Origin of the sequence: Leclercia sp. G3L (assembly GCF_021117075.1) — a bacterium.
GTDB classification, from domain to species: Bacteria; Pseudomonadota; Gammaproteobacteria; order Enterobacterales; family Enterobacteriaceae; genus Enterobacter; species Enterobacter adecarboxylatus_C.
Window position 1 is genome coordinate 516,506 of record NZ_CP088265.1, and the last position, 20,909, is coordinate 537,414.

Annotated in this window: 20 protein-coding genes and 1 pseudogene; 17 read left to right on the forward strand and 4 right to left on the reverse strand. The window is 54.2% G+C overall.

Translation table 11 applies throughout. From position 1 onward, the window contains the following. Positions 1–83: 83 nt before the first annotated feature. Both tsr and hpaR read right to left on the reverse strand, forming a co-directional pair. The gene (tsr, locus tag LRS40_RS03870) at positions 84–1,748 is read right to left on the reverse strand and encodes a methyl-accepting chemotaxis protein (RefSeq protein WP_231313119.1); all 1,665 of its coding nucleotides are present in this window, start codon (positions 1,746–1,748) and stop codon (positions 84–86) included. An 85-nt stretch (positions 1,749–1,833) separates the two neighbouring features. Next, positions 1,834–2,274 carry a homoprotocatechuate degradation operon regulator HpaR gene (gene hpaR, locus LRS40_RS03875; RefSeq protein WP_231313120.1) on the reverse strand — a complete coding sequence of 147 codons (441 nt, stop codon included), beginning with the start codon at positions 2,272–2,274 and terminating at the stop codon, positions 1,834–1,836. 272 nt (positions 2,275–2,546) lie between these two features. Here hpaR and hpaG point away from each other — a divergent pair, with 272 nt between their 5' ends. From hpaG to LRS40_RS03895, 4 genes are read left to right on the forward strand one after another with little or no spacing between them, the layout of a single operon-like run. After that, a complete protein-coding gene (hpaG, locus tag LRS40_RS03880; RefSeq protein WP_231313121.1) occupies positions 2,547–3,833 on the forward strand; it encodes a 4-hydroxyphenylacetate degradation bifunctional isomerase/decarboxylase in 1,287 nt (428 codons plus the stop codon). Beyond that, complete coding sequence (hpaE, locus tag LRS40_RS03885) at positions 3,833–5,299, forward strand: 5-carboxymethyl-2-hydroxymuconate semialdehyde dehydrogenase (protein WP_231313122.1); 1,467 nt, start codon at positions 3,833–3,835, stop codon at positions 5,297–5,299. Before hpaG ends, hpaE begins: the two co-directional genes overlap by 1 nt. A gap of 1 nt (position 5,300) precedes the next feature. Continuing rightward, positions 5,301–6,152, forward strand: coding sequence for a 3,4-dihydroxyphenylacetate 2,3-dioxygenase (gene hpaD / locus LRS40_RS03890; protein ID WP_231313123.1), 852 nt, complete (start codon positions 5,301–5,303; stop codon positions 6,150–6,152). A 9-nt stretch (positions 6,153–6,161) separates the two neighbouring features. Beyond that, the gene (locus LRS40_RS03895; protein WP_231313124.1) at positions 6,162–6,542 is read left to right on the forward strand and encodes a 5-carboxymethyl-2-hydroxymuconate Delta-isomerase; all 381 of its coding nucleotides are present in this window, start codon (positions 6,162–6,164) and stop codon (positions 6,540–6,542) included. 37 nt (positions 6,543–6,579) lie between these two features. Here the strand turns inward: LRS40_RS03895 and LRS40_RS03900 are convergent, their stop codons facing one another. Beyond that, the gene (locus LRS40_RS03900) at positions 6,580–6,813 is read right to left on the reverse strand and encodes a hypothetical protein (protein ID WP_231313125.1); all 234 of its coding nucleotides are present in this window, start codon (positions 6,811–6,813) and stop codon (positions 6,580–6,582) included. Between LRS40_RS03900 and hpaH the strand changes: the two genes are divergently transcribed. From hpaH to LRS40_RS03925, 5 genes are all read left to right on the forward strand, one after another. Next, a complete protein-coding gene (gene hpaH, locus LRS40_RS03905; RefSeq protein ID WP_159340101.1) occupies positions 6,793–7,596 on the forward strand; it encodes a 2-oxo-hept-4-ene-1,7-dioate hydratase in 804 nt (267 codons plus the stop codon). The two genes, LRS40_RS03900 and hpaH, sit on opposite strands and share 21 nt — an antisense overlap. Positions 7,597–7,605: 9 nt before the next feature. Beyond that, a complete protein-coding gene (gene hpaI / locus LRS40_RS03910) occupies positions 7,606–8,403 on the forward strand; it encodes a 4-hydroxy-2-oxoheptanedioate aldolase (protein ID WP_231313126.1) in 798 nt (265 codons plus the stop codon). Between the two features lie 21 nt (positions 8,404–8,424). Beyond that, entirely contained in the window at positions 8,425–9,771 is a 1,347-nt protein-coding gene (gene hpaX, locus LRS40_RS03915) for a 4-hydroxyphenylacetate permease (protein WP_231313127.1), read from the forward strand. Between the two features lie 9 nt (positions 9,772–9,780). Next, the gene (gene hpaA, locus LRS40_RS03920; RefSeq protein WP_231313128.1) at positions 9,781–10,671 is read left to right on the forward strand and encodes a 4-hydroxyphenylacetate catabolism regulatory protein HpaA; all 891 of its coding nucleotides are present in this window, start codon (positions 9,781–9,783) and stop codon (positions 10,669–10,671) included. Between the two features lie 304 nt (positions 10,672–10,975). After that, positions 10,976–12,007: an IS630-like element ISEc33 family transposase gene (locus tag LRS40_RS03925; RefSeq protein ID WP_001395480.1), complete on the forward strand. Its 1,032-nt coding sequence runs from the start codon at positions 10,976–10,978 to the stop codon at positions 12,005–12,007. Between the two features lie 628 nt (positions 12,008–12,635). Here the strand turns inward: LRS40_RS03925 and LRS40_RS03930 are convergent. Continuing rightward, positions 12,636–13,217, reverse strand: coding sequence for an inovirus-type Gp2 protein (locus tag LRS40_RS03930; protein ID WP_231313129.1), 582 nt, complete (start codon positions 13,215–13,217; stop codon positions 12,636–12,638). A 450-nt stretch (positions 13,218–13,667) separates the two neighbouring features. Between LRS40_RS03930 and LRS40_RS03935 the strand changes: the two genes are divergently transcribed. The 8 genes and pseudogenes from LRS40_RS03935 (at position 13,668) to LRS40_RS03970 (ending at position 20,908) form a co-directional block, all read left to right on the forward strand. Beyond that, positions 13,668–13,934, forward strand: coding sequence for a hypothetical protein (locus LRS40_RS03935; RefSeq protein WP_231313130.1), 267 nt, complete (start codon positions 13,668–13,670; stop codon positions 13,932–13,934). Positions 13,935–14,610: 676 nt separating this feature from the next. Continuing rightward, positions 14,611–15,495 (forward strand): GTPase family protein, encoded by an 885-nt coding sequence (locus LRS40_RS03940; RefSeq protein WP_231313131.1) that lies wholly within the window; start codon positions 14,611–14,613, stop codon positions 15,493–15,495. Between the two features lie 58 nt (positions 15,496–15,553). Next, positions 15,554–16,131: pseudogene (locus LRS40_RS03945) on the forward strand (DUF932 domain-containing protein); the annotation flags it as partial. Between the two features lie 443 nt (positions 16,132–16,574). After that, complete coding sequence (gene radC / locus LRS40_RS03950; RefSeq protein ID WP_231313132.1) at positions 16,575–17,045, forward strand: DNA repair protein RadC; 471 nt, start codon at positions 16,575–16,577, stop codon at positions 17,043–17,045. A gap of 222 nt (positions 17,046–17,267) precedes the next feature. Continuing rightward, a complete protein-coding gene (locus LRS40_RS24745; protein ID WP_370649954.1) occupies positions 17,268–17,354 on the forward strand; it encodes a hypothetical protein in 87 nt (28 codons plus the stop codon). Between the two features lie 599 nt (positions 17,355–17,953). Then, on the forward strand, positions 17,954–19,516 hold the full coding sequence (hpaB, locus tag LRS40_RS03960) for a 4-hydroxyphenylacetate 3-monooxygenase, oxygenase component (protein WP_231313133.1): 1,563 nt from the start codon (positions 17,954–17,956) through the stop codon (positions 19,514–19,516). A gap of 17 nt (positions 19,517–19,533) precedes the next feature. Continuing rightward, entirely contained in the window at positions 19,534–20,046 is a 513-nt protein-coding gene (locus LRS40_RS03965) for a 4-hydroxyphenylacetate 3-monooxygenase reductase subunit (protein WP_231313134.1), read from the forward strand. Positions 20,047–20,533: 487 nt separating this feature from the next. Continuing rightward, positions 20,534–20,908 carry a hypothetical protein gene (locus tag LRS40_RS03970; protein ID WP_231313135.1) on the forward strand — a complete coding sequence of 125 codons (375 nt, stop codon included), beginning with the start codon at positions 20,534–20,536 and terminating at the stop codon, positions 20,906–20,908. The last annotated feature ends 1 nt before the right edge of the window (position 20,909 follow it).

The following is a 20,909-nucleotide window of genomic DNA, read 5'->3' on the forward strand; positions in this document are numbered from 1 at the left end:
GCCTACGGTCTTGTTGGCCGGGTAAGGCGAAGCCGCCACCCGGCAACTAAAAGCGCCCTGCCTGAACAGGGCGCTTTTTTACATCAGAAGGTTTCCCAGTTATCACCGCTGTCGGAAACGGCCGCTTTACGCGTCGTTAACGGCGTTGCGACGGTTTTTACCGCCGCGTGCGCGCGGGCTTTCTGCTGCTCCTGCTGAATACGGAACACCGCTACCGCCTGAGTCAGGCGGCTCGCCTGCTCTTCCAGTGCCGCCGCCGCCGCCGCAGATTCCTGCACCAGCGAGGCGTTCTGCTGCGTCACGCGATCCATCTCGGCGACCGCCAGACCCACCTGGTCGATACCGCGGCTCTGCTCGTCAGAAGCAGAGGCGATTTCGCCCATGATGTCGGTCACGCGGGTTACCGCACTGACGATCTCGCCCATGGTTTCACCGGCGCTCTCAACCAGGGTAGAACCCAGCTCAACGCGACCCACGGAGTCTTCAATCAGGCTCTTGATCTCGCGGGCTGCCTGGGCGCTGCGCTGCGCCAGGTTACGCACTTCACCGGCCACCACCGCAAAACCACGACCCTGCTCACCGGCACGCGCCGCTTCAACCGCGGCGTTCAGCGCCAGGATGTTGGTCTGGAAAGCAATACCGTCGATCACGCTGATGATGTCGGCAATCTTCTGCGAACTGCCGGCGATGTCAAGCATGGTCTGCACCACGTTATCCACCACTTTACCGCCTTTCTGCGCGGTTTCGGACGCGCTCAGCGCCAGATGGCTAGCCTGACGGGCGTTCTCGGCGTTCTGCTTCACGGTAGCGGTCAGCTCTTCCATGCTGGCAGCGGTCTCTTCCAGGGAAGCGGCCTGCTGCTCGGTACGGGAGGAGAGATCGTTGTTGCCCATGGAGATTTCGCTCGCACCGCTGTAAATGGCATTGGCGCCATTACGCACGTCGCCCACGGTACGCATCAGTTCAGCCTGCATATGACGCAGCGTATCGGCCAGCTGACCCATCTCGTTAGAGCCTTCCACCTCGATGCGCTTCACCAGGTCGCCGCTGGCGATATGGCGAATGCTGTCGGTCAGGCGGTTCAGCGGCACGATCAGGGCGTGACGGATGCCACCCCAGACGGCAACGATCACCACCAGCACCAGGATCAGCACGCTGAGCAGGATCCAGATGGCCTGGCTGTAGGAGCTGTTGCTGTCATCGACGGCAGTCTGGTACAGATGATCGTTCTGCTGCAAATAGTTAACGTACTGCTTCTCAAAACCGTCCTGGTAGCTCTGGGTAGGCTGATCGAAGAACTCGTTAATCTTGCCTGCGCCCAGGAGCTGGATCAGCTCGGCCAGCGCACCGTGATAGATGTCGTAGTTACGTTTGATTTCCAGCGCGGCGCCTTCGCTCTGACGCGGGTCACGCGGCAGGGCTTCGTATTCCGCCCAGCTTTTTTCCGCCTGCTTCAGGGAAGCAGAAGCAATCTGCATCAGATCGTTTACGGTCGCACCGCTACCGATGTTGTTCTGATCCATCATGTAGCGGATACCCGCGCGGTTCAGGGTATTACGGGTTTGCAGCAACGCGACCCAGCTGCTGTTAAGCGTGGATTGTTGCTGACGAATGGTTTGCAGGACGGTGAAGTTTTCTTTGTCATGCTTTAAGGCATTAAAGAAAAGACCACCGGATGTGAGTTGTAAAAGGCCAAAAATAACCAAAACCAGCAATAAGCTGGTAAAAATCTTGATACGATTTAACATGATTTCTCATTCCACCAGACAGGTACAGAATTTTCGGCCTGGGAAGCGAAAACTTTACGGAAATCGTGCTGATGAGCGAACGTCCCTACTCATCTTCCTGTCTGGCATTCTGCCGATCGCCCAGTGCAATAAACTCCCGCAGCAGCGCGGTCAGCTGTTGCATCTTCTCTGGCGAATATTGCGCCTCGAGTTGCCGGTAAACCTCTTCCACCTGCGCCTGCGCGTTTTCATACAGCTTCTGCCCGGTCTGCGTCAGGGAGACGTACAGCTTGCGCTGGTCGTTGAGCGGCTTTAAGCGCAGCACCAGCCCGTCGCGCTCCATGCGCGTGAGGATGCCGGTCAGGCTCGGACGCAGAATGCAGGTGCGAAAAGCCAGATCGTGAAAATCCATCGACGGGTGTTCCGCCAGCACGCGTACGATCCGCCACTGCTGCTCCGTCAGATTGTGCTGCTTGATAATCGGGCGAAAAAAAGTCATCGCGGTTTCCCGCGCCTGGAGTAGTGCGATAGTTAACGAATCGTGCATGGCGCTCCCACCTCAACATCATTAATAACGAAACAATCAATGCCTCATGCGGCTTTCCGGCACCTGCGGCGCGGACAAAAAGTCTAACAGATATCACATAAAAATATTATGTCGATGATTTATAAAATAAAACTAAAACACATGTAAATTTATTGTTATTGATATCACAAATTATTTACTTCTGTTTGCCAAATGCACAGCGAGGGGCTAAAACCTAATCATTAACATATTAATGAACTCAAAACCCGTTAACCGGGCCTGAGGAGAAAGGAATGAAAGGTACTGTTTTCGCGGTGGCACTCAATCACCGCAGCCAGCTCGACGCCTGGCGCGACGCATTTAACCAGCCCCCTTACAACACGCCGCCGAAAACCGCCGTCTGGTTTATCAAACCGCGCAATACCCTGATCCGCTCCGGCGATGCCATCCCGCATCCCGAAGGCGAACAGGTGCTGAGCGGCGCGACGGTCGCGCTGATTATTGGTAAAACCGCGAGCAAAATCAGACCGGAAGAAGCCGCCGACTACATTGCGGGGTACGCGCTGGCGAACGAGGTAAGCCTGCCGGAGGAGAGCTTCTACCGCCCGGCGATCAAAGCCAAATGCCGGGACGGGTTCTGCCCCGTGGGTGAAAGCGCGTCGATTAATAACGTCGATAACCTGACGATCGTCACCGAGATCAACGGCCAGGAAGTGGATCGCTGGAGCACTGCCGATCTGCAGCGCAACGCCACCACCCTGTTGAGCGAACTGAGCGCCTTCGCCACCCTCAATCCGGGCGACGCCATTCTGCTGGGCACCCCGCAGTCCCGCGTGGCCCTGCACCCGGGCGACCGCGTGCGCGTGCTGGCTGAAGGGCTGCCGACGCTGGAAAACAGCGTGGTCAACGCCCGCGAGCTGGCAAAAGAACGCACCTTCGCCTGGCCGCTCTCCACCAGCGGCACGCTGTTTGCCCTGGGGCTGAACTACGCCGATCACGCCAGCGAGCTGGACTTTAAACCGCCCACCGAGCCGCTGGTATTTATCAAAGCGCCGAACACCTTTAACGAGCACAACCAGACTTCCGTGCGCCCGGACAACGTCGAGTACATGCACTATGAAGCCGAGCTGGTGGTGGTGATCGGCAAAACCGCGCGTAACGTCACCGAAGCCGACGCCATGGACTACGTGGCGGGCTACACGGTCTGCAACGACTACGCGATCCGCGATTACCTGGAAAACTACTACCGTCCGAACCTGCGGGTGAAAAGCCGCGACGGCCTGACGCCCATCGGCCCGCAGATCGTCGATAAATCGGCGATTGCCGATCCGCACAACCTTACCCTGCGCACCTGGATCAACGGCGAGCTGCGTCAGCAGGGTAGCACCGCGGATCTGATCTTCAGCATCCCGTTCCTGATCGCGTATTTGAGTGAGTTTATGACCCTGCAGCCGGGCGACATGATCGCTACCGGCACGCCAAAAGGGCTGGCCGACGTGCGCCCGGGCGATGAAGTGGTAGTGGAAGTGGAAGGCGTTGGCCGTCTGGTCAACCGGATTGTCAGCGAGGAGGCAAAGTAATGAAAAAGATAAACCACTGGATCAACGGCAAAAACGTGGCGGGTAGCGAGACTTTCCACACCACCAACCCGGCTACCGGCGAGGTGCTGGCGGAAGTGGCCTCGGGCGGTGAAGCCGAAATTAACCAGGCGGTAGAGGCGGCGAAAGCGGCGTTCCCAAAATGGGCCAACCTGCCGATGAAAGAGCGCGCGCGCCTGATGCGCCGTCTGGGCGATCTCATCGACCAGAACGTGCCCGAGATCGCGGCGATGGAGACCGCCGATACCGGCCTGCCGATCCACCAGACTAAAAACGTGCTGATCCCCCGGGCGTCGCACAACTTCGAGTTCTTCGCCGAAGTGTGCCAGCAGATGAACGGCAAGACCTACCCGGTCGACGACAAGATGCTCAACTACACCCTGGTGCAGCCGGTAGGCGTTTGTGCCCTGGTGTCACCGTGGAACGTGCCGTTCATGACCGCCACCTGGAAGGTTGCGCCCTGCCTGGCCTTGGGCAATACCGCGGTGCTGAAGATGTCTGAACTCTCCCCGCTGACCGCCGACCGTCTGGGCGAGCTGGCGCTGGAAGCCGGTATTCCGGCAGGCGTGCTGAACGTGGTGCAGGGCTATGGCGCAACGGCAGGCGACGCGCTGGTGCGCCATCACGATGTACGCGCCGTCTCCTTCACCGGCGGCACCGCCACCGGACGCCGCATCATGCAGACCGCCGGACTGAAAAAATACTCGATGGAGCTGGGCGGCAAATCTCCGGTGCTGATTTTTGAGGATGCCGATATCGAACGCGCCCTGGACGCCGCCCTGTTCACCATCTTCTCGATCAATGGCGAGCGCTGCACCGCCGGCTCGCGCATTTTCATTCAGCAGAGCATCTACCCGGAATTCGTCAAACGCTTTGCCGAGCGCGCCAACCGCCTGCGCGTAGGCGACCCGACCGATCCGAACACCCAGATTGGCGCACTCATTAGCCAGCAGCACTGGGAGAAGGTCTCCGGCTATATCCGCCTCGGCATTGAAGAAGGTGCCACCCTGCTGGCGGGCGGCCCGGACAAACCAGCCGATCTGCCTGCCCACCTGAAGGGCGGCAACTTCCTGCGTCCGACAGTGCTGGCGGATGTCGACAACCGCATGCGCGTGGCCCAGGAGGAGATCTTCGGCCCGGTGGCCTGCCTGCTGCCATTTAAAGATGAAGCCGAAGGGCTGCGGCTGGCGAACGACGTGGAGTACGGCCTGGCCTCCTACATCTGGACCCAGGACGTCAGCAAGGTGCTGCGCCTGGCCCGCAACATCGAAGCGGGCATGGTGTTTGTGAACACCCAGAACGTGCGCGATCTGCGCCAGCCGTTTGGCGGCGTGAAGGCCTCCGGCACCGGCCGCGAAGGCGGGGAATACAGCTTTGAGGTGTTCGCGGAGATGAAAAACGTCTGTATCTCCATGGGCGATCATCCGATCCCAAAATGGGGGGTATGAGATGGGCAAGTTAGCGTTGGCCGCAAAAATTACTCACGTGCCGTCGATGTATCTCTCTGAGATACCGGGTAAAAACTTTGGCTGCCGTCAGGGGGCTATCGACGGACATAAAGAGATCAGCAGACGCTGCCGCGAGCTGGGGGTCGATACCATCATCGTCTTCGACACCCACTGGCTGGTAAACAGCGCCTACCACATCAACTGTGCGGACCATTTTAAAGGCATCTACACCAGCAACGAGATGCCGCACTTTATCCGCGACATGACCTACGACTACGACGGCAACCCCGAGCTGGGCCAGTTGATTGCCGACGAAGCGGTAGCGATGGGCGTGCGCGCCAAAGCGCACAACATCCCGAGCCTGAAGCTGGAGTACGGCACCCTGGTGCCGATGCGCTACATGAATGACGATAAGCACTTCAAAGTGGTCTCCATCTCGGCGTTCTGCACCGTGCATGACTTTGCCGACAGCCGCAGGCTGGGCGAGGCCATCGTCAGCGCCATTGAAAAATATGACGGCACCGTGGCGGTGCTGGCCAGCGGCTCGCTGTCGCACCGCTTTATCGACGACCAGCGCGCAGAGGAAGGGATGAACAGCTACACCCGCGAGTTCGATCGCCAGATGGACGAGCGGGTGGTGAAGCTGTGGCGCGAAGGCCAGTTCAGGGAGTTTTGCAGCATGCTGCCGGAGTATGCCGACTACTGCTACGGCGAAGGCAATATGCACGACACGGTGATGCTGCTCGGCATGCTCGGCTGGGACAACTACGACGGTAAGGTGGAGTTTCTCACCGAGCTGTTCCCCAGCTCCGGCACCGGCCAGGTTAACGCCGTCTTCCCTCTGCCCGCTTAAGGACGCCCCATGCCGCACTTTATTGTCGAATGTACCGACAACATCCGCGAGCAGGCCGACCTGCCGGGCCTGTTTGCCCGCGTCAACGAGGCGCTGGCCGCCACCGGGATCTTCCCCCTCGGCGGGATCCGCAGCCGCGCGCACTGGGTGGACACCTGGCAGATGGCCGACGGCAGGCACGATTACGCCTTTGTGCACATGACGCTGAAAATCGGTGCCGGGCGCAGCCTTGAGAGCCGTCAGCAGGTGGGTGAGATGCTGTTTGCGCTGATTAAAGACCATTTCGCCGGGCTGATGGACGCCCGTTACCTGGCGCTGTCGTTTGAAATCGAAGAGCTGCACCCGACGCTGAACTTTAAGCAAAACAATGTGCACGCCTTATTTAAGTAGCGCGCCCTCACGCCCGGTGGCGCTTCGCTTACCGGGCCTACAACGTCAACGACCCCGAACCGTAGGTCGGGTAAGCGAAGCGCCACCCGGCACAGCAGCACCGAACCGTAGGCCGGGTAAGCGAAGCGCCACCCGGCAACAGCAGCACCGAACCGTAGGCCGGGTAAGCGAAGCGCCACTCGGCAACAGCAGCACCGAACCGCAGGCCGGGTAAGCGTAGCGCCACCCGGCAATGCCACAGGAAACCGCCATGCTCGACAAACAGACCCATACCCTGATTGCCCATCGCCTGCATCAGGCGGAACAGACCCGGGAGCAGATCCGCGCGATCTCGCTGGATTACCCGGCGATCACTATTGAAGACGCCTACGCCGTGCAGCGCGAATGGGTGAGCCTGAAAATCGCCGAAGGCCGCACCCTGAAGGGCCACAAGATCGGCCTGACTTCAAAAGCGATGCAGGCCAGCTCGCAGATCAGCGAGCCGGACTACGGCGCCCTGCTCGACGACATGTTTTTCCACGACGGCAGCGATATCCCCACCGACCGCTTTATCGTCCCGCGCATCGAAGTGGAGCTGGCCTTCGTGCTGGCGAAACCGCTGCGCGGCCCGAACTGCACGATGTTCGACGTCTATAACGCCACGGATTACGTCATCCCGGCGCTGGAGCTGATCGACGCCCGCTGCCACAACATCGATCCTGAAACCCAGCGCCCGCGCAAAGTGTTCGACACCATCTCCGACAACGCCGCCAACGCCGGGGTGATCCTCGGTGGCCGCCCGATCCGCCCGGACGAGCTGGATCTGCGCTGGATCTCCGCCCTGCTCTACCGCAACGGGGTGATCGAAGAGACTGGCGTCGCCGCGGGGGTGCTCAACCACCCGGCCAACGGCGTGGCCTGGCTGGCGAACAAGCTGGCGCCGTATGACGTGCAGCTGGAGCCGGGACAGATCATCCTCGGCGGCTCCTTCACCCGCCCGGTCACCGCCAGCAAGGGCGACACCTTCCATGTCGATTACGGCAACATGGGCTCCATCAGCTGCCGCTTTGTATAAGGAAAGAGCATGAATAACGCCTTTAAAGACGCCCTGAAAGCCGGAACACCGCAAATCGGCTTATGGCTGGGGCTGACCAGCAGCTACAGCGCCGAACTGCTGGCCGGAGCAGGCTTCGACTGGCTACTGATCGACGGCGAGCACGCCCCCAACAACGTGCAAACCGTCCTGACCCAGTTGCAGGCCGTGGCCCCCTACCCCAGCCAGCCGGTGGTGCGCCCGTCGTGGAACGATCCGGTGCAGATCAAACAGCTGCTGGATGTGGGCGCGCAGACCCTGCTGGTGCCGATGGTACAGAATGCGGACGAAGCGCGTCTGGCGGTGCGCTCGACACGTTATCCGCCTGCGGGCATTCGCGGCGTCGGCAGCGCGCTGGCGCGAGCGTCACGCTGGAACCGCATTCCCGATTACCTGCATCAGGCCAATGAGGCCATGTGCGTGCTGGTGCAAATTGAAACCCGCGAGGCGCTGAAGAACCTGCCGCAAATCCTGGACGTGGACGGGGTGGACGGCGTCTTTATCGGCCCGGCGGATCTCAGCGCCGACATGGGCTTTGCCGGTAACCCCCAGCACCCGGAGGTGCAGGCCGCCATTGAGCAGGCGATCGCGCAGATCCGTGCCGCGGGTAAAGCCCCCGGCATCCTGATGGCCAACGAACAGCTGGCCCGTCGCTACCTCGAACTCGGGGCGCTGTTTGTTGCCGTCGGCGTGGATACCACCCTGCTCGCCCGTAGCGCCGAGGCGCTGGCGGCACGCTTTATCGATAAACCGGTTACGTCAGTTAATAACAATAAATCCGTCTACTAAACGTAAGATCTGGAGCGCACCATGACGACCTCTACCCTGCAAGATAATAAAGCCGTTGAACATCGCGTCATTAATAAGCTGTTCCGTCGTTTGATCGTGTTTCTCTTTATTCTGTTCGTCTTCTCGTTCCTCGATCGCATCAACATCGGCTTTGCCGGGCTGACGATGGGGAAAGATCTGGGCCTGACTTCAACCATGTTTGGCCTGGCCGCCACGCTGTTTTACGTCACCTATGTATTGTGCGGGATCCCCAGCAATATCATGCTGGCGAAGATCGGCGCGCGCCGCTGGATCGCCGGGATCATGGTGGTGTGGGGCATCGCCTCGACCTGCACCATGTTCGCCACCAGCCCGCAGACGCTCTACGTTCTGCGTATGCTGGTGGGCATTGCCGAAGCCGGCTTCCTGCCGGGGATTTTGGTCTATCTGACCTGGTGGTTCCCCGCCTATCATCGCGCCCGCGCCAACGCGCTGTTTATGATCGCCATGCCGGTGACCATGATGCTCGGCTCGATCCTCTCGGGCTATATTCTGGCGCTGGACGGGCTGTGGAACCTGAAGGGCTGGCAGTGGTTGTTCCTGCTGGAGGGACTGCCGTCGGTGGTGCTTGGCGTGGTGACCTGGTTCTTCCTGAACGACACGCCGGATCAGGCCACCTGGCTGGACGACGAAGAGAAGCAGACCCTGAAAACGATGATCGCCCGCGAGCAGGAGAACGCCGTGGCGCATGCCGCTACGCCGCGCTCGACGCTACGTGAAGTGCTGACTCCGGCGGTGCTGCTCTACACGCTTGCCTATTTCTGTCTGACCAACACCCTGAGCGCCATCAACATCTGGACGCCGCAGATCCTGCAGAGCTTTAACACCGGCAGCAGCAATATCGTGATTGGCCTGCTGGCGGCGATCCCGCAGTTTTGTACCATCCTTGGCATGCTGTGGTGGAGCCGCCGCTCGGACAGGCTGAAAGAGCGAAAAAAGCACACCATCCTGCCGTATCTCTTCGCAGCGGCGGGATGGATGCTGGCCTCGGCCACCGATCACAGCCTGATCCAGCTGCTTGGCATCATCATGGCCTCAACCGGATCGTTTACCGCCATGGCGATCTTCTGGACCACGCCAGATCAGGTTATTAGCCTGCAGTCCCGGGCGGTGGCGCTGGCGGTGATCAACGCCATCGGCAACGTCGGCTCCGCCGTCAGTCCGCTGCTGATTGGCATCCTGCGCGATGCCACCGGCAGCTTCAGCTCCGGGCTGTGGTTCGTCGCCGGGCTGCTGGTCGTGGGTGCGCTGGTGCTGACGCGTATTCCGATGTCCCGGCAGGAGAGCCGTGCAAGCGTGCCAGACATAGCGACGCAGAAGATCCACTGAGGAGCGGTTATGTGCCAGAGCCCGATTACCAATATCGACATCAGCAAAGAGTACGACGAGAGCCTGGGTACGGACGATGTGCATTACCAGTCCTTTGCGCGTATGGCGGCCTTTTTTGGCCGCGATATGCAGGCCCATCGCCACGACCGCTATTTTCAGATGCACTTTCTTGATACCGGGCAGATCGAGCTGCAGCTGGACGATCACCGCTACTCGGTGCAGGCCCCGCTGTTTGTCCTCACCCCGCCATCGGTGCCGCACGCGTTTTATACCGAATCAGACAGCGACGGACACGTACTGACGGTGCATGAAGATCTGATCTGGCCGCTGCTGGAAGTGCTCTATCCCGGCACCCGGGAGACCTTCGGGCTGCCGGGCATGTGCCTTTCATTAGCCGATAAACCGGATGAGCTGGCGGCGCTTTCTCACTACTGGAGGTTGATTCAACGGGAATCCACCGCCCAGCTTCCCGGGCGGGAGCATACACTGGTGCTGCTGGCCCAGGCGGTGTTTACCCTGCTGCTGCGCAACGCCAGTCTTGACGATCATGCGGCCAACGGCATGCGCGGCGAACTGAAACTGTTCCAGCGTTTTAACCAGATGGTCGACGGCCACTTCCACCAGCACTGGACGGTGCCGGATTACGCCAGCGCGCTGCACCTTACCGAATCGCGCCTGACCGATATCTGCCGCCGCTTCGCCAACCGCCCGCCGAAGCGGTTGATCTTCGACCGCCAGCTGCGCGAAGCCAAGCGGCTGCTGGTCTTTTCCGACAGCGCGGTAAACGAGATTGCCTGGCAGCTGGGGTTTAAAGACCCGGCCTATTTCGCCCGATTTTTTAACCGGCTGGTGGGGTGCTCGCCGAGCAGGTATCGGGCGCAGAAGGTACCGGTGTCTTAACTCTTACTCCCCTGAAATAGCCAGGTTCGCTCTTTCCAAGATGGCGCTATACTTACCGAAGCTATGTAAATATTGATTTACGTGCACCCCTTCAGATACTGCTCTGCAGAGGGATCTGATGTGATTTTGCATGCTGGGCAAGGATAAGGTAGATAGTAATCCCACTTACTGAAAGGGCGCTCTTGGTAACTAGATGTGCCCTAAATAGCTGCGCGGAATAGTAGATCACTGAAAGGGAACTCAGCCCGGATTGTGCGATCTGATCAATCGCCAAACCAACCAAAATCACCAACCGGACTGAGCGATGCCGATCATAGTACCAATACCCCGTGGCGAACGACGCCTGATGCAGAAAGCTATTCATAAAACGCGTGATAAAAATCATGCCCGCAGACTCACGGCCATGCTGATGCTTCATCGGGGTGAACGGGTCAGCGATGTTGCCAGAACTCTCTGTTGTGCCCGTTCATCCGTTGGTCGCTGGATTAACTGGTTTACGCACTCAGGTATTGAAGGCCTGAAATCCTTACCCGCAGGGCGCTCCCGACGCTGGCCTTTTGAACATATCTGCACCCTGTTACGTGAGCTGATAAAGCATTCTCCCGGCGATTTTGGTTATCAACGTTCACGCTGGAGCACCGAATTACTGGCAATAAAAATCAATGAGATAACCGGTTGCCAGTTACATGCAGGAACCGTTCGCCGCTGGCTGCCATCTGCGGGGCTTGTATGGCGCAGGGCCGCGCCAACTCTGCGTATCCGTGACCCACATAAAGATGAAAAGATGGCGGTAATCCACAAAGCGCTGGATGAATGCAGCGCAGAGCATCCGGTATTTTATGAAGATGAAGTGGATATCCACCTTAATCCTAAAATCGGTGCGGACTGGCAGTTGCGCGGACAGCAGAAACGGGTAGTGACGCCGGGGCAGAACGAAAAATACTATCTGGCCGGCGCACTGCACAGTGGCACGGGTAAAGTCAGCTACGTGGGCGGCAACAGCAAAAGTTCAGCGCTGTTTATCGCTCTGCTGAAGCACCTGAAAGCCACTTACCGGCGGGCGAAAACAATCACGCTGATCGTTGATAACTACATTATCCATAAAAGCCGCGAAACACAGCGCTGGTTGAAAGCAAATCCCAAGTTCAGGGTAATTTACCAGCCGGTTTACTCGCCGTGGGTGAATCATGTGGAACGGCTATGGCAGGCACTTCATGACACGATAACCCGTAATCATCAGTGCCGCTCAATGTGGCAGTTACTGAAAAAGGTCCGCCATTTTATGGAAACCGCCAGCCCATTCCCCGGAGGAAAACATGGTCAGGCAAAAGTGTAGCGGTATTAGGCGCAGCTATTTAGGCATTAATCATAATTAGTGTAGCTACAGGATTCTAACAAATAAAATTCAGCTGCTTGCCGTAGGGAACCTTGCGGTTAATTATAAAGATTCTGTCGTTTATACAGAAAAATATTTGAAAATAGATTTCCTCAAAAATAAATAGATAACTTTTGCCTTGTTTATGAGGCTGTAATTATGAAGAGAAGTATGCTTTGCATGAGTATGGCAGGGATTAGATAAGTAGAAACTTCTCTCATATCATTTTATTCAGCATTGGCTGCGAATTATCAGCGTGAAAACAGATATACAGTCTGTTTTATTGATTTGTAAGTATCCGTATAATTAAGTTATTTGCTTTTGAAGCCCTTTCAAAAATAAGCGGAGGCATTCCTTCCTGTTGAGTATTTTAGGAAACAGACCACCCTGCATCATTTAAAAATGTTTATCGTTCGGGCAGACAGAGCACTCTTTAGTCTGATATTGGCAGTTGAACGATAGTCAGGAAGGTAATTTCTCATATATTAACACGTTCTTATCAGTTATACTCATTAAGAGTATTATACAGAATGCTATTAAACTCACTATCATTCTTTAACAGATATCAGCCCACCGAAACTAAAGTCTTTCAATCACGCTGTCTTGGCCTCCCTCTGCGAGATTTATCGGGTATTGAGCTGAATCTGCTGAGAACTCCATCAGGCTTTTGCTCTGTCTTTGCCATATAGCTGAGAATATATTTCATGGCTTTCACACCCGATTCGTTATCATGTTCAGTCATCTCTTCACTCCTGACTCTATAATGGCGCTGAGGTGTGCATCGATGGGCGTACCCTTCATTGTCAGTGACACTCTTCCACTGTTTCTCTATCTCAAGGAATATCGGCCAGGCTTTATTACGTAACTGTCCATTAATGAATACTGCACAGTGAGCATGATAGCGATGATCCGTTCCATATTCGGCCACCCAGGTATAACCGGCAATGCCATTGATATCGACTAGCCGGGTTTCCAGTAGAACCATATCGGCACACAGGCCATGAACATCCTGATGAGTGAATTCAGATAAGTGACTCAGATAAGCAAAGTCAATTCTCAGCAGAATAAGCTTTGAATATCTTCGGAAGAGATTATCAACATGATGGTGTAACTGAGATTCCAGTTCAGGGTTTGTCGGGTGATTAGGATTTGTAATACGGTGTGCTCTCATGGTGTATCCCTCATTATGTCGTTTCATGAACATGTGAGGAGGACGTAAGTTTTAATCTGATTGATGTTGGTGACGGTTTTAATGGGTTTGCTTGTGAGGGTTAATATTCATAGCGGGACAGATATTATTCAGAATAACAGTAATAACCTTATTTAATCCTAACTGCCTCACACTTTGGGTTACGGTATCCAATCCATCTTTTTACGCCTCTGTTTATCAGGCTCCAACGGCAGAAAAGCTCCCACCGCAGACTCGTAAAACTGTGTGGTTAAATCGCAATTTTTACACTCATTGAGACTGGTTCATATCAGTGATGATAAAGCTCGGGTGTTCAAGTAAGTCACGCTGAATTCTTGATAAAAGCGCTATAGTTTTATGATAAAACAACCATAAAATCACTCGAATTCATGATAAAATCACGGTGTGAATTTTTTGAATAGGTGAGTACTAATGGATCGTGATTATGTTTCAGAAAAAGATGTCAGAAAATGCCAGTTTTATGTTCGCTACATTGAACAGGTTAATAATGCAAAAATAAAGGTTAAAACTGACTTTAACTGGAATGATAAATCCGGGAATGTTGATGAAACATGCTACTGGATTAATAACGTTCTTAATTCTTCCTTTAGGGGAGATGAAAGAGATATAAACGAGTTCGTGAAAAGAATGGAGTCCTTCTGCAAAGATGAAATTTTACCACTAACAGAATTTGACTGAATTAAAAATAACAAAAGGATTTGTTTATGGTTATGGCATCAAACTATTCATTATAGTTACAGACGTGGTGATGCATTTCCAGAACACAGGGGGAGATTCGAAGCTCTGGTAGAATATTTTGATTCCCTGAATGAATCAGGCAACCGAAAAAGAGAATTACTCAACAACTTCAAAGGTGACTGGCAAAGAAAAGAAAATACATCTGACCCATTTGTTAATGAAAGTGCAGATGTAATAAATTATCTGTGGCGTTACTCAATAAAACTGCATGATAATATCACCAGACACTTCTCCCCGATTAGTGATGAAGACAGGAAGATATGCCTCACCGGTTTTTATGATTGCATTCTGGATACACCAGAGAAAAAAGAGTTGTTTCTGCGAAAGATAAAAAGCGCACTGTCCTCGCATAAACACCGGGAAAAGGCGGGCAAGGGCAATATTAATAAGAATTTTTTGCTATCCCTGAATAACAATGAAAAACTGAATGAGATGATTATGCTCGCTGGAATCAAACGTGATGATTTTATGAATCGCCTGATTGCTGAGGAATATGAAAGGCATAAAAGTAAATTTGGACAATTTTAAATAATTCTCAGCTATATATTACTCCAGTGAATCTGCGAGGGATACGTAAGTATTCCTCTTCTTTTAGCTATTCACAAAGGTGATATCTATGGACGAAAAGTCTGCATTTAAGCTGTTACACTCCCCCCTTGAAATCCTGCCCTCAACTGTAGCCCAGGGGATTATCCAGCGTCTGGACAGTGTCATTAATTACCAGCCAGTGATTGGTATTATGGGCAAAACGGGGGCGGGAAAATCCAGCCTGTGTAATGCCCTATTTCAGAAGCCGGTATCAGCAGTTGGTCATTCCCGGGCCTGTACTCGTGAACCCCAGCGTTTTCACTTAAAGGCGGGTAACCGCATTGTGACGCTTATTGATTTGCCCGGTGTGGGAGAAAGTCAGGAATATGATGAAGAATATCGTGCACTATATCAGTCAGTATTGCCTGAGCTGGATTTAATACTATGGCTGATTAAGGCAGATGACCGGGCGCTGTCGGTTGATGGGGAGTTCTGGCATAATGTCTTACGACCCGGCACACAACATAGCGATAAGGTTCTGGTTATCGTTTCGCAGGGAGACAAAACAGAACCCTGTCGTGAATGGGATGGTGCGTTGAATACGCCTTCAGCTGCTCAATTAGTTCACATGCAGGATAAAACTGACGTTATTCGCCTCTTATTCCGTGCCCCGTCACTCCCTATCGTGACAGTCTCTGCGGACACTGGCTGGCAAATGCAGGCGCTGGTAGAAAAAATGTTTAAGTCTCTTCCCGCCCGCTCCAGCAGTGCGGTCAGTTCCCTGGTTAACCCGCTTTACCGTAACGAAACCGTATTAAAAAAAGCCCGTCAGGATTTCGGTGATGTGCTCGATGAAACGCTGAGCGCGTGCGTTGATGAGTTTCCGCTTCCCCGCGCGGTCACCCATGTTGTCCGCAAAGTCATTGATACCTTAGTCAGCACAGCCCGCAGCATCTGGAATTTCTTCTTTTGACTCCCTCACGGCTTCTGCCACAGGCAGAAGCCGTGAGCCCACTATCAGAGAGCCCATTATGACCCAATTAGCATCCCGCTTTGGTGCGGTGAATCTCGTTCGTCGTGACCGTCCTTTAACCCATGAGGAACTCATGCATTATGTACCGAGTGTATTCAGCGAAGAAAACATGAATCCCGCAGCGCGCGTTATACGTACATTCCCACTTTCACACTGCTGGATAATCTGAAGAATGAAGGGTTCCAGCCCTTCTTTGCCTGCCAGACCCGTGTCCGGAATCCGGATAAACGTGAACATACCAAACATATGCTTCGCCTGCGTCGTGAAGGACATGTTACCGGTAAACAAGTTCCGGAGATCATTTTGCTGAACAGCCATGATGGCTCCAGCTCCTATCAGATGTTGCCGGGTTTATTCAGATCAGTTTGTCAGAATGGTTTGATTTGCGGAGAGAGTTTTGGCGAGGTGCGCGTGCCTCACAAAGGCAACGTGGTGGAGAAAGTCATTGAGGGGGCGTACGAAGTGCTGGGCATCTTTGACCGTGTGGAGGAGAAACGCGATGCCATGGAAACCCTGTTGTTACCTCCACCCTCCATGCAGGCGTTAGCACAAGCGGCATTAACCTGGCGTTTTGGGTAGACTACCTTCTGCACATTATTAGCGTTGTTGTGACTTCAACACGGCAATTTATCGCTATCCTGCTACTTAACACATTTAATCCTGAAATTAAGGATATGAAAGATTAAACCGCTTCATTGCACGTATTATCGGGCGTTATTCCGGTTAGAGGATCATTATTAATACCTGTTGCCGGTCACGTCGGAAATGACGGTGATAATATTCCATATAGTCTCATTAATGATTGCAGTGATGCAGCGAACCTGGGCTTACGCGTCTACATCTACCAAAGCCTGTTAAATCAGCAGAATATTGATCTGTCTGGCCAGTATGCACGCTGAGATGCAGCTTTCCAGAGCCGTGTTGACTAACAGCTTTACGACCACATCTCATGATTCTTTCTTTCCTTGTACAGGCCGCTGTTGCACGCAACAGCGATTTTTTTAATTAAAGGAGCTGCTGTGTCTCAACTGACTTTCGTGTCGAATCTATCGATCAATGAACAACGCCTTATCCATCGCGCGCTGCGTCTGCTGGAGAAATACCGGCGCCAACCGGGGCAGTCATTTACTTCCGCCAGCATGACTAAAGCCTGGCTGCAATTAAAAATGGTCAGCCAGGAGCGGGAAGTTTTTATCGTGATGTATCTCGATAACCAACATTGCTTGCTTGAGCAGGAAACGCTTTTTGCGGGCACACTCAGTCACACCGAAGTGCATCCCCGAGAAGTCGTTAAAGCAGCTCTGCGCCATAATGCGGCGGCAGTCATTCTGGCGCACAATCATCCTTCGGGAACGGCCGACATTAGCCTGGCTGACCGGCATATCACTCAGCGGTTAGTAAAGGCGCTTGCTCTGGTGGATATACGGGTACTAGATCACATCGTCGTGGGGAGTGAAGTTGTGTCTTTTGCCGAACAAGGCTGGTTATAAGCATACCAGCTTATAAATGGAGGGGTAATTACGTCGTTTTCAATCTTTGAGGAATGGGAGGCTGCAAAGTGCTCCCATCCCGCACTTTGGGGTAAGACTGGTTCAGTAAGGAAACTGGCTGCATAACCTGGATGACAGGGCTGGTTTAACGGGAAGTTTTAACCCGTAGCACTTCAAAAACTTGGCCTGACTTTTCCGCTGTTCATAGAAAAGCTGGAAGCAATGCTGTTTTCCGGTGAGTTAAATCCACGCCAACAGCATCAGGTGGCGAGTCATTTTCCCGGGCTGACCTGCATAGCGGAGACTTAAGCCGGTTACGGCTACGTTTATATCGCTATTTATCCTCAGGCTTCAGACTATTGAGGCAGAAATGATTCTTAATGATGCGATGTATTGCATGACTGAACGCTAAGAACAGGTTGGCAATGATTTCAGTGGATTCACCAGGCAGGAACAAGCTCTGTTAATGACGATCACCGACGTCCTGAATGCCACGCGAGCGACTGGATTAATAATTAGTTAAATGTTTCAAGCCCCTTTTCTGACTTTTACCTCAGCGTCTTTCTCTCTTTTTCCTCCTTGCCTATCGCGCCTGCCATTTCTGGGAGCTTTTTTGTAGTGATTAACTAAAACGGAACTACCACCGCAGCGACATAATCCTTCCCCTTAGCCTCCTGGCCGCGAATTTCTCTTCGTGCTAACCATCTCTCAAAGGAATAAATGATAAAAATTCAGACCGGTATCTCCGGTAAAATCCACCCCGATCACAAAACCCGTACCCGCCTGAAAAGTACCCGCCGTTGACCCAATCGTCCCTTCACGTCCCGCCTCTCTCACGCTTCAATTAAACAACAAAAACAACACATAAATTTAACATTTAATATCCGATAAATACTGAAGAGGTCGCCATGAAACCTGAAGATTTCCGCGCTAGCACTACCCGCCCGTTAACCGGCGAAGAGTACCTGAAGAGCCTGCAGGATGGCCGGGAGATCTACATCTACGGCGAACGCGTAAAAGATGTGACCACCCATCCGGCGTTTCGCAATGCGGCGGCCTCGGTCGCGCAGCTGTACGATGCGCTGCACAAACCCGACATGCAGGACACGCTGTGCTGGAACACCGATACCGGCAGCGGCGGTTACACCCATAAGTTCTTCCGCGTGGCGAAAAGTGCCAACGACCTGCGTCAGCAGCGCGATGCCATCGCCGAGTGGTCACGTTTGAGCTACGGCTGGATGGGACGCACCCCGGACTACAAAGCGGCCTTTGGCTGTGCGCTGGGCGCTAACCCGGCTTTTTATGGTCAGTTCGAGCAGAACGCCCGCAACTGGTATACCCGCATTCAGGAAACCGGCCTGTACTTTAACCACGCTATCGTCAACCCGCCGATCGATCGCCACAAGCCGGCCGACGAAGTGAAAGATGTCTATATCAAACTGGAAAAAGAGACCGACGCCGGGATCATCGTCAGCGGCGCGAAAGTGGTCGCTACCAACTCGGCGCTGACCCACTACAACATGATTGGCTTTGGCTCGGCGCAGGTGATGGGCGACAACCCGGACTTCGCCCTGATGTTTGTTGCCCCGATGGATGCCGAAGGCATGAAGCTGATCTCCCGCGCCTCCTACGAGCTGGTGGCCGGCGCGACCGGCTCCCCTTACGACTACCCGCTCACCAGCCGCTTCGACGAGAACGATGCGATCCTGGTGATGGATAACGTGCTGATCCCGTGGGAGAACGTGCTGATATACCGCGATTTCGACCGCTGCCGCCGCTGGACCATGGAGGGCGGATTCGCGCGAATGTACCCACTCCAGGCCTGCGTACGTCTGGCGGTGAAGCTCGACTTCATCACCGCCCTGCTGAAAAAATCGCTGGAGTGCACCGGTACGGCCGAGTTCCGCGGCGTACAGGCCGATCTGGGTGAAGTGGTGGCCTGGCGCAATATGTTCTGGGCGCTGAGCGACTCCATGTGCTCGGAAGCGACCCCGTGGGTGAACGGCGCATACCTGCCGGATCACGCGGCGCTGCAAACCTACCGCGTCATGGCGCCGATGGCCTACGCGAAGATCAAAAATATCATCGAGCGCAACGTCACCAGCGGCCTGATCTACCTGCCGTCCAGCGCCCGAGATCTCAACAACCCGCAGATCGATAAATACCTGGCGAAATACGTGCGCGGCTCCAACGGCATGGACCACGTGGAGCGCATCAAGATCCTGAAACTGATGTGGGATGCCATCGGCAGCGAGTTCGGCGGCCGCCACGAGCTGTATGAGATCAACTACTCCGGCAGCCAGGACGAAATCCGCCTGCAGTGTCTGCGCCAGGCGCAGACCTCCGGCAATATGGACAAGATGATGGCGATGGTCGACCGCTGCCTGTCTGAGTACGACCAGAACGGCTGGACGGTTCCGCACCTGCACAACAACACCGATATCAACCTACTGGACAAGCTGCTGAAATAAGGCAGCGGGAGGTCACTATGCAACATGATGAACAACGCCTGCGTTTTCGCGATGCTATGGCCAGCCTCTCTGCGGCGGTCAATGTCATTACCACCGACGGTGAAGCCGGACGCTGCGGCATCACCGCCACCGCAGTCTGCTCGGTAACGGATACCCCGCCGTCGGTAATGGTGTGCCTGAATGCCAACAGCGCCATGAACCCCGTTTTCCAGGGTAACGGCAAGCTGTGCATTAACGTGCTTAACCACGAACAGGAGCTGATGGCGCGGCATTTTGCCGGGATGACCGGCATGGCGATGGAGGAGCGGTTCACTCTCTCCTGCTGGCAAAAAGGGGTGCTGTCCCAGCCGGTGTTAGACGGGGCGCTGGCAAGCCTGGAAGGTGAGATTAGCCAGGTACAGACCATCGGCACCCACCTAGTCTACCTGGTGGCAATCAAAAATATCCACTTAAGTGAGGACGGACACGGGCTGATTTACTTTAAACGCAGATTTCATCCGGTGTTGTTTGAGCAAGAAGTAACCGTTTAATTCCCTCCCCCCAGCCAGTTGCACTCGCGGCTGGCTATTTTTTAGACGATTTAGTTTACCTTAGAAATAATCACTTACATTAATTCCCATAGTCCAATAAGAATTTTCTCGCCCCCCCAGAGTTAATAGGCTTTTGCTATTTTTACGTGTTTGATGTCCAATTTGAATGAATTTCAAATGACAGATTACTCCTAATTATGTAATCTTCGGCACACAAACATTTTAGTGAATAATAAAAGTCAAATTAGTTGTTGGCTGAATAGTACCCCTGCGTCATTACAATTAAAGTTGCTCATTTTTTAGCCGGAATGGTACATTTCCGTGCGGTAGCCTACCCTTTTTTTTGGATTTTCTTACTTAACGCCTGCGTTTTTGCTTCTCCTGCGCCTGCAAGATTTCTCAGCTGGATTGCTATTAAAATCAGCTGAATACCATCAAAGTTTTATATCACATTCCAGTTTTAGAATTGTTGGAAAATATTGATCTTATGAAGAACGCAACTCGCCTTCTGGTGATTTCGCTCGCCCTCATGCTGAGTGGCTGTGCATATTCCCCGAAGCAGGTTGAAGCATCCCGACCGCTTGTGAATCAGACTGCTTCTACCGACCTCCAGGCTATGGCAGCCAACCTGCAACAACCTCTGAACACACTGCCGCAGGGCGCCGCGCTCAGCGCCAATGGCAGTACATACACTTTAGGCCAACGCTATGTCTCTGCCCTTGGGCTGGAATGCATTGAACTGCTGCGTAACCGCAACTACAACCAGTCCCAGCGCGGTGTGACCTGCAAGAGCGGTGAAACCTGGTATCTGGTACCGCAGCTGGAACAGGCTTCCGCCAGTAACCTGCTTGCCGTGCAATAAT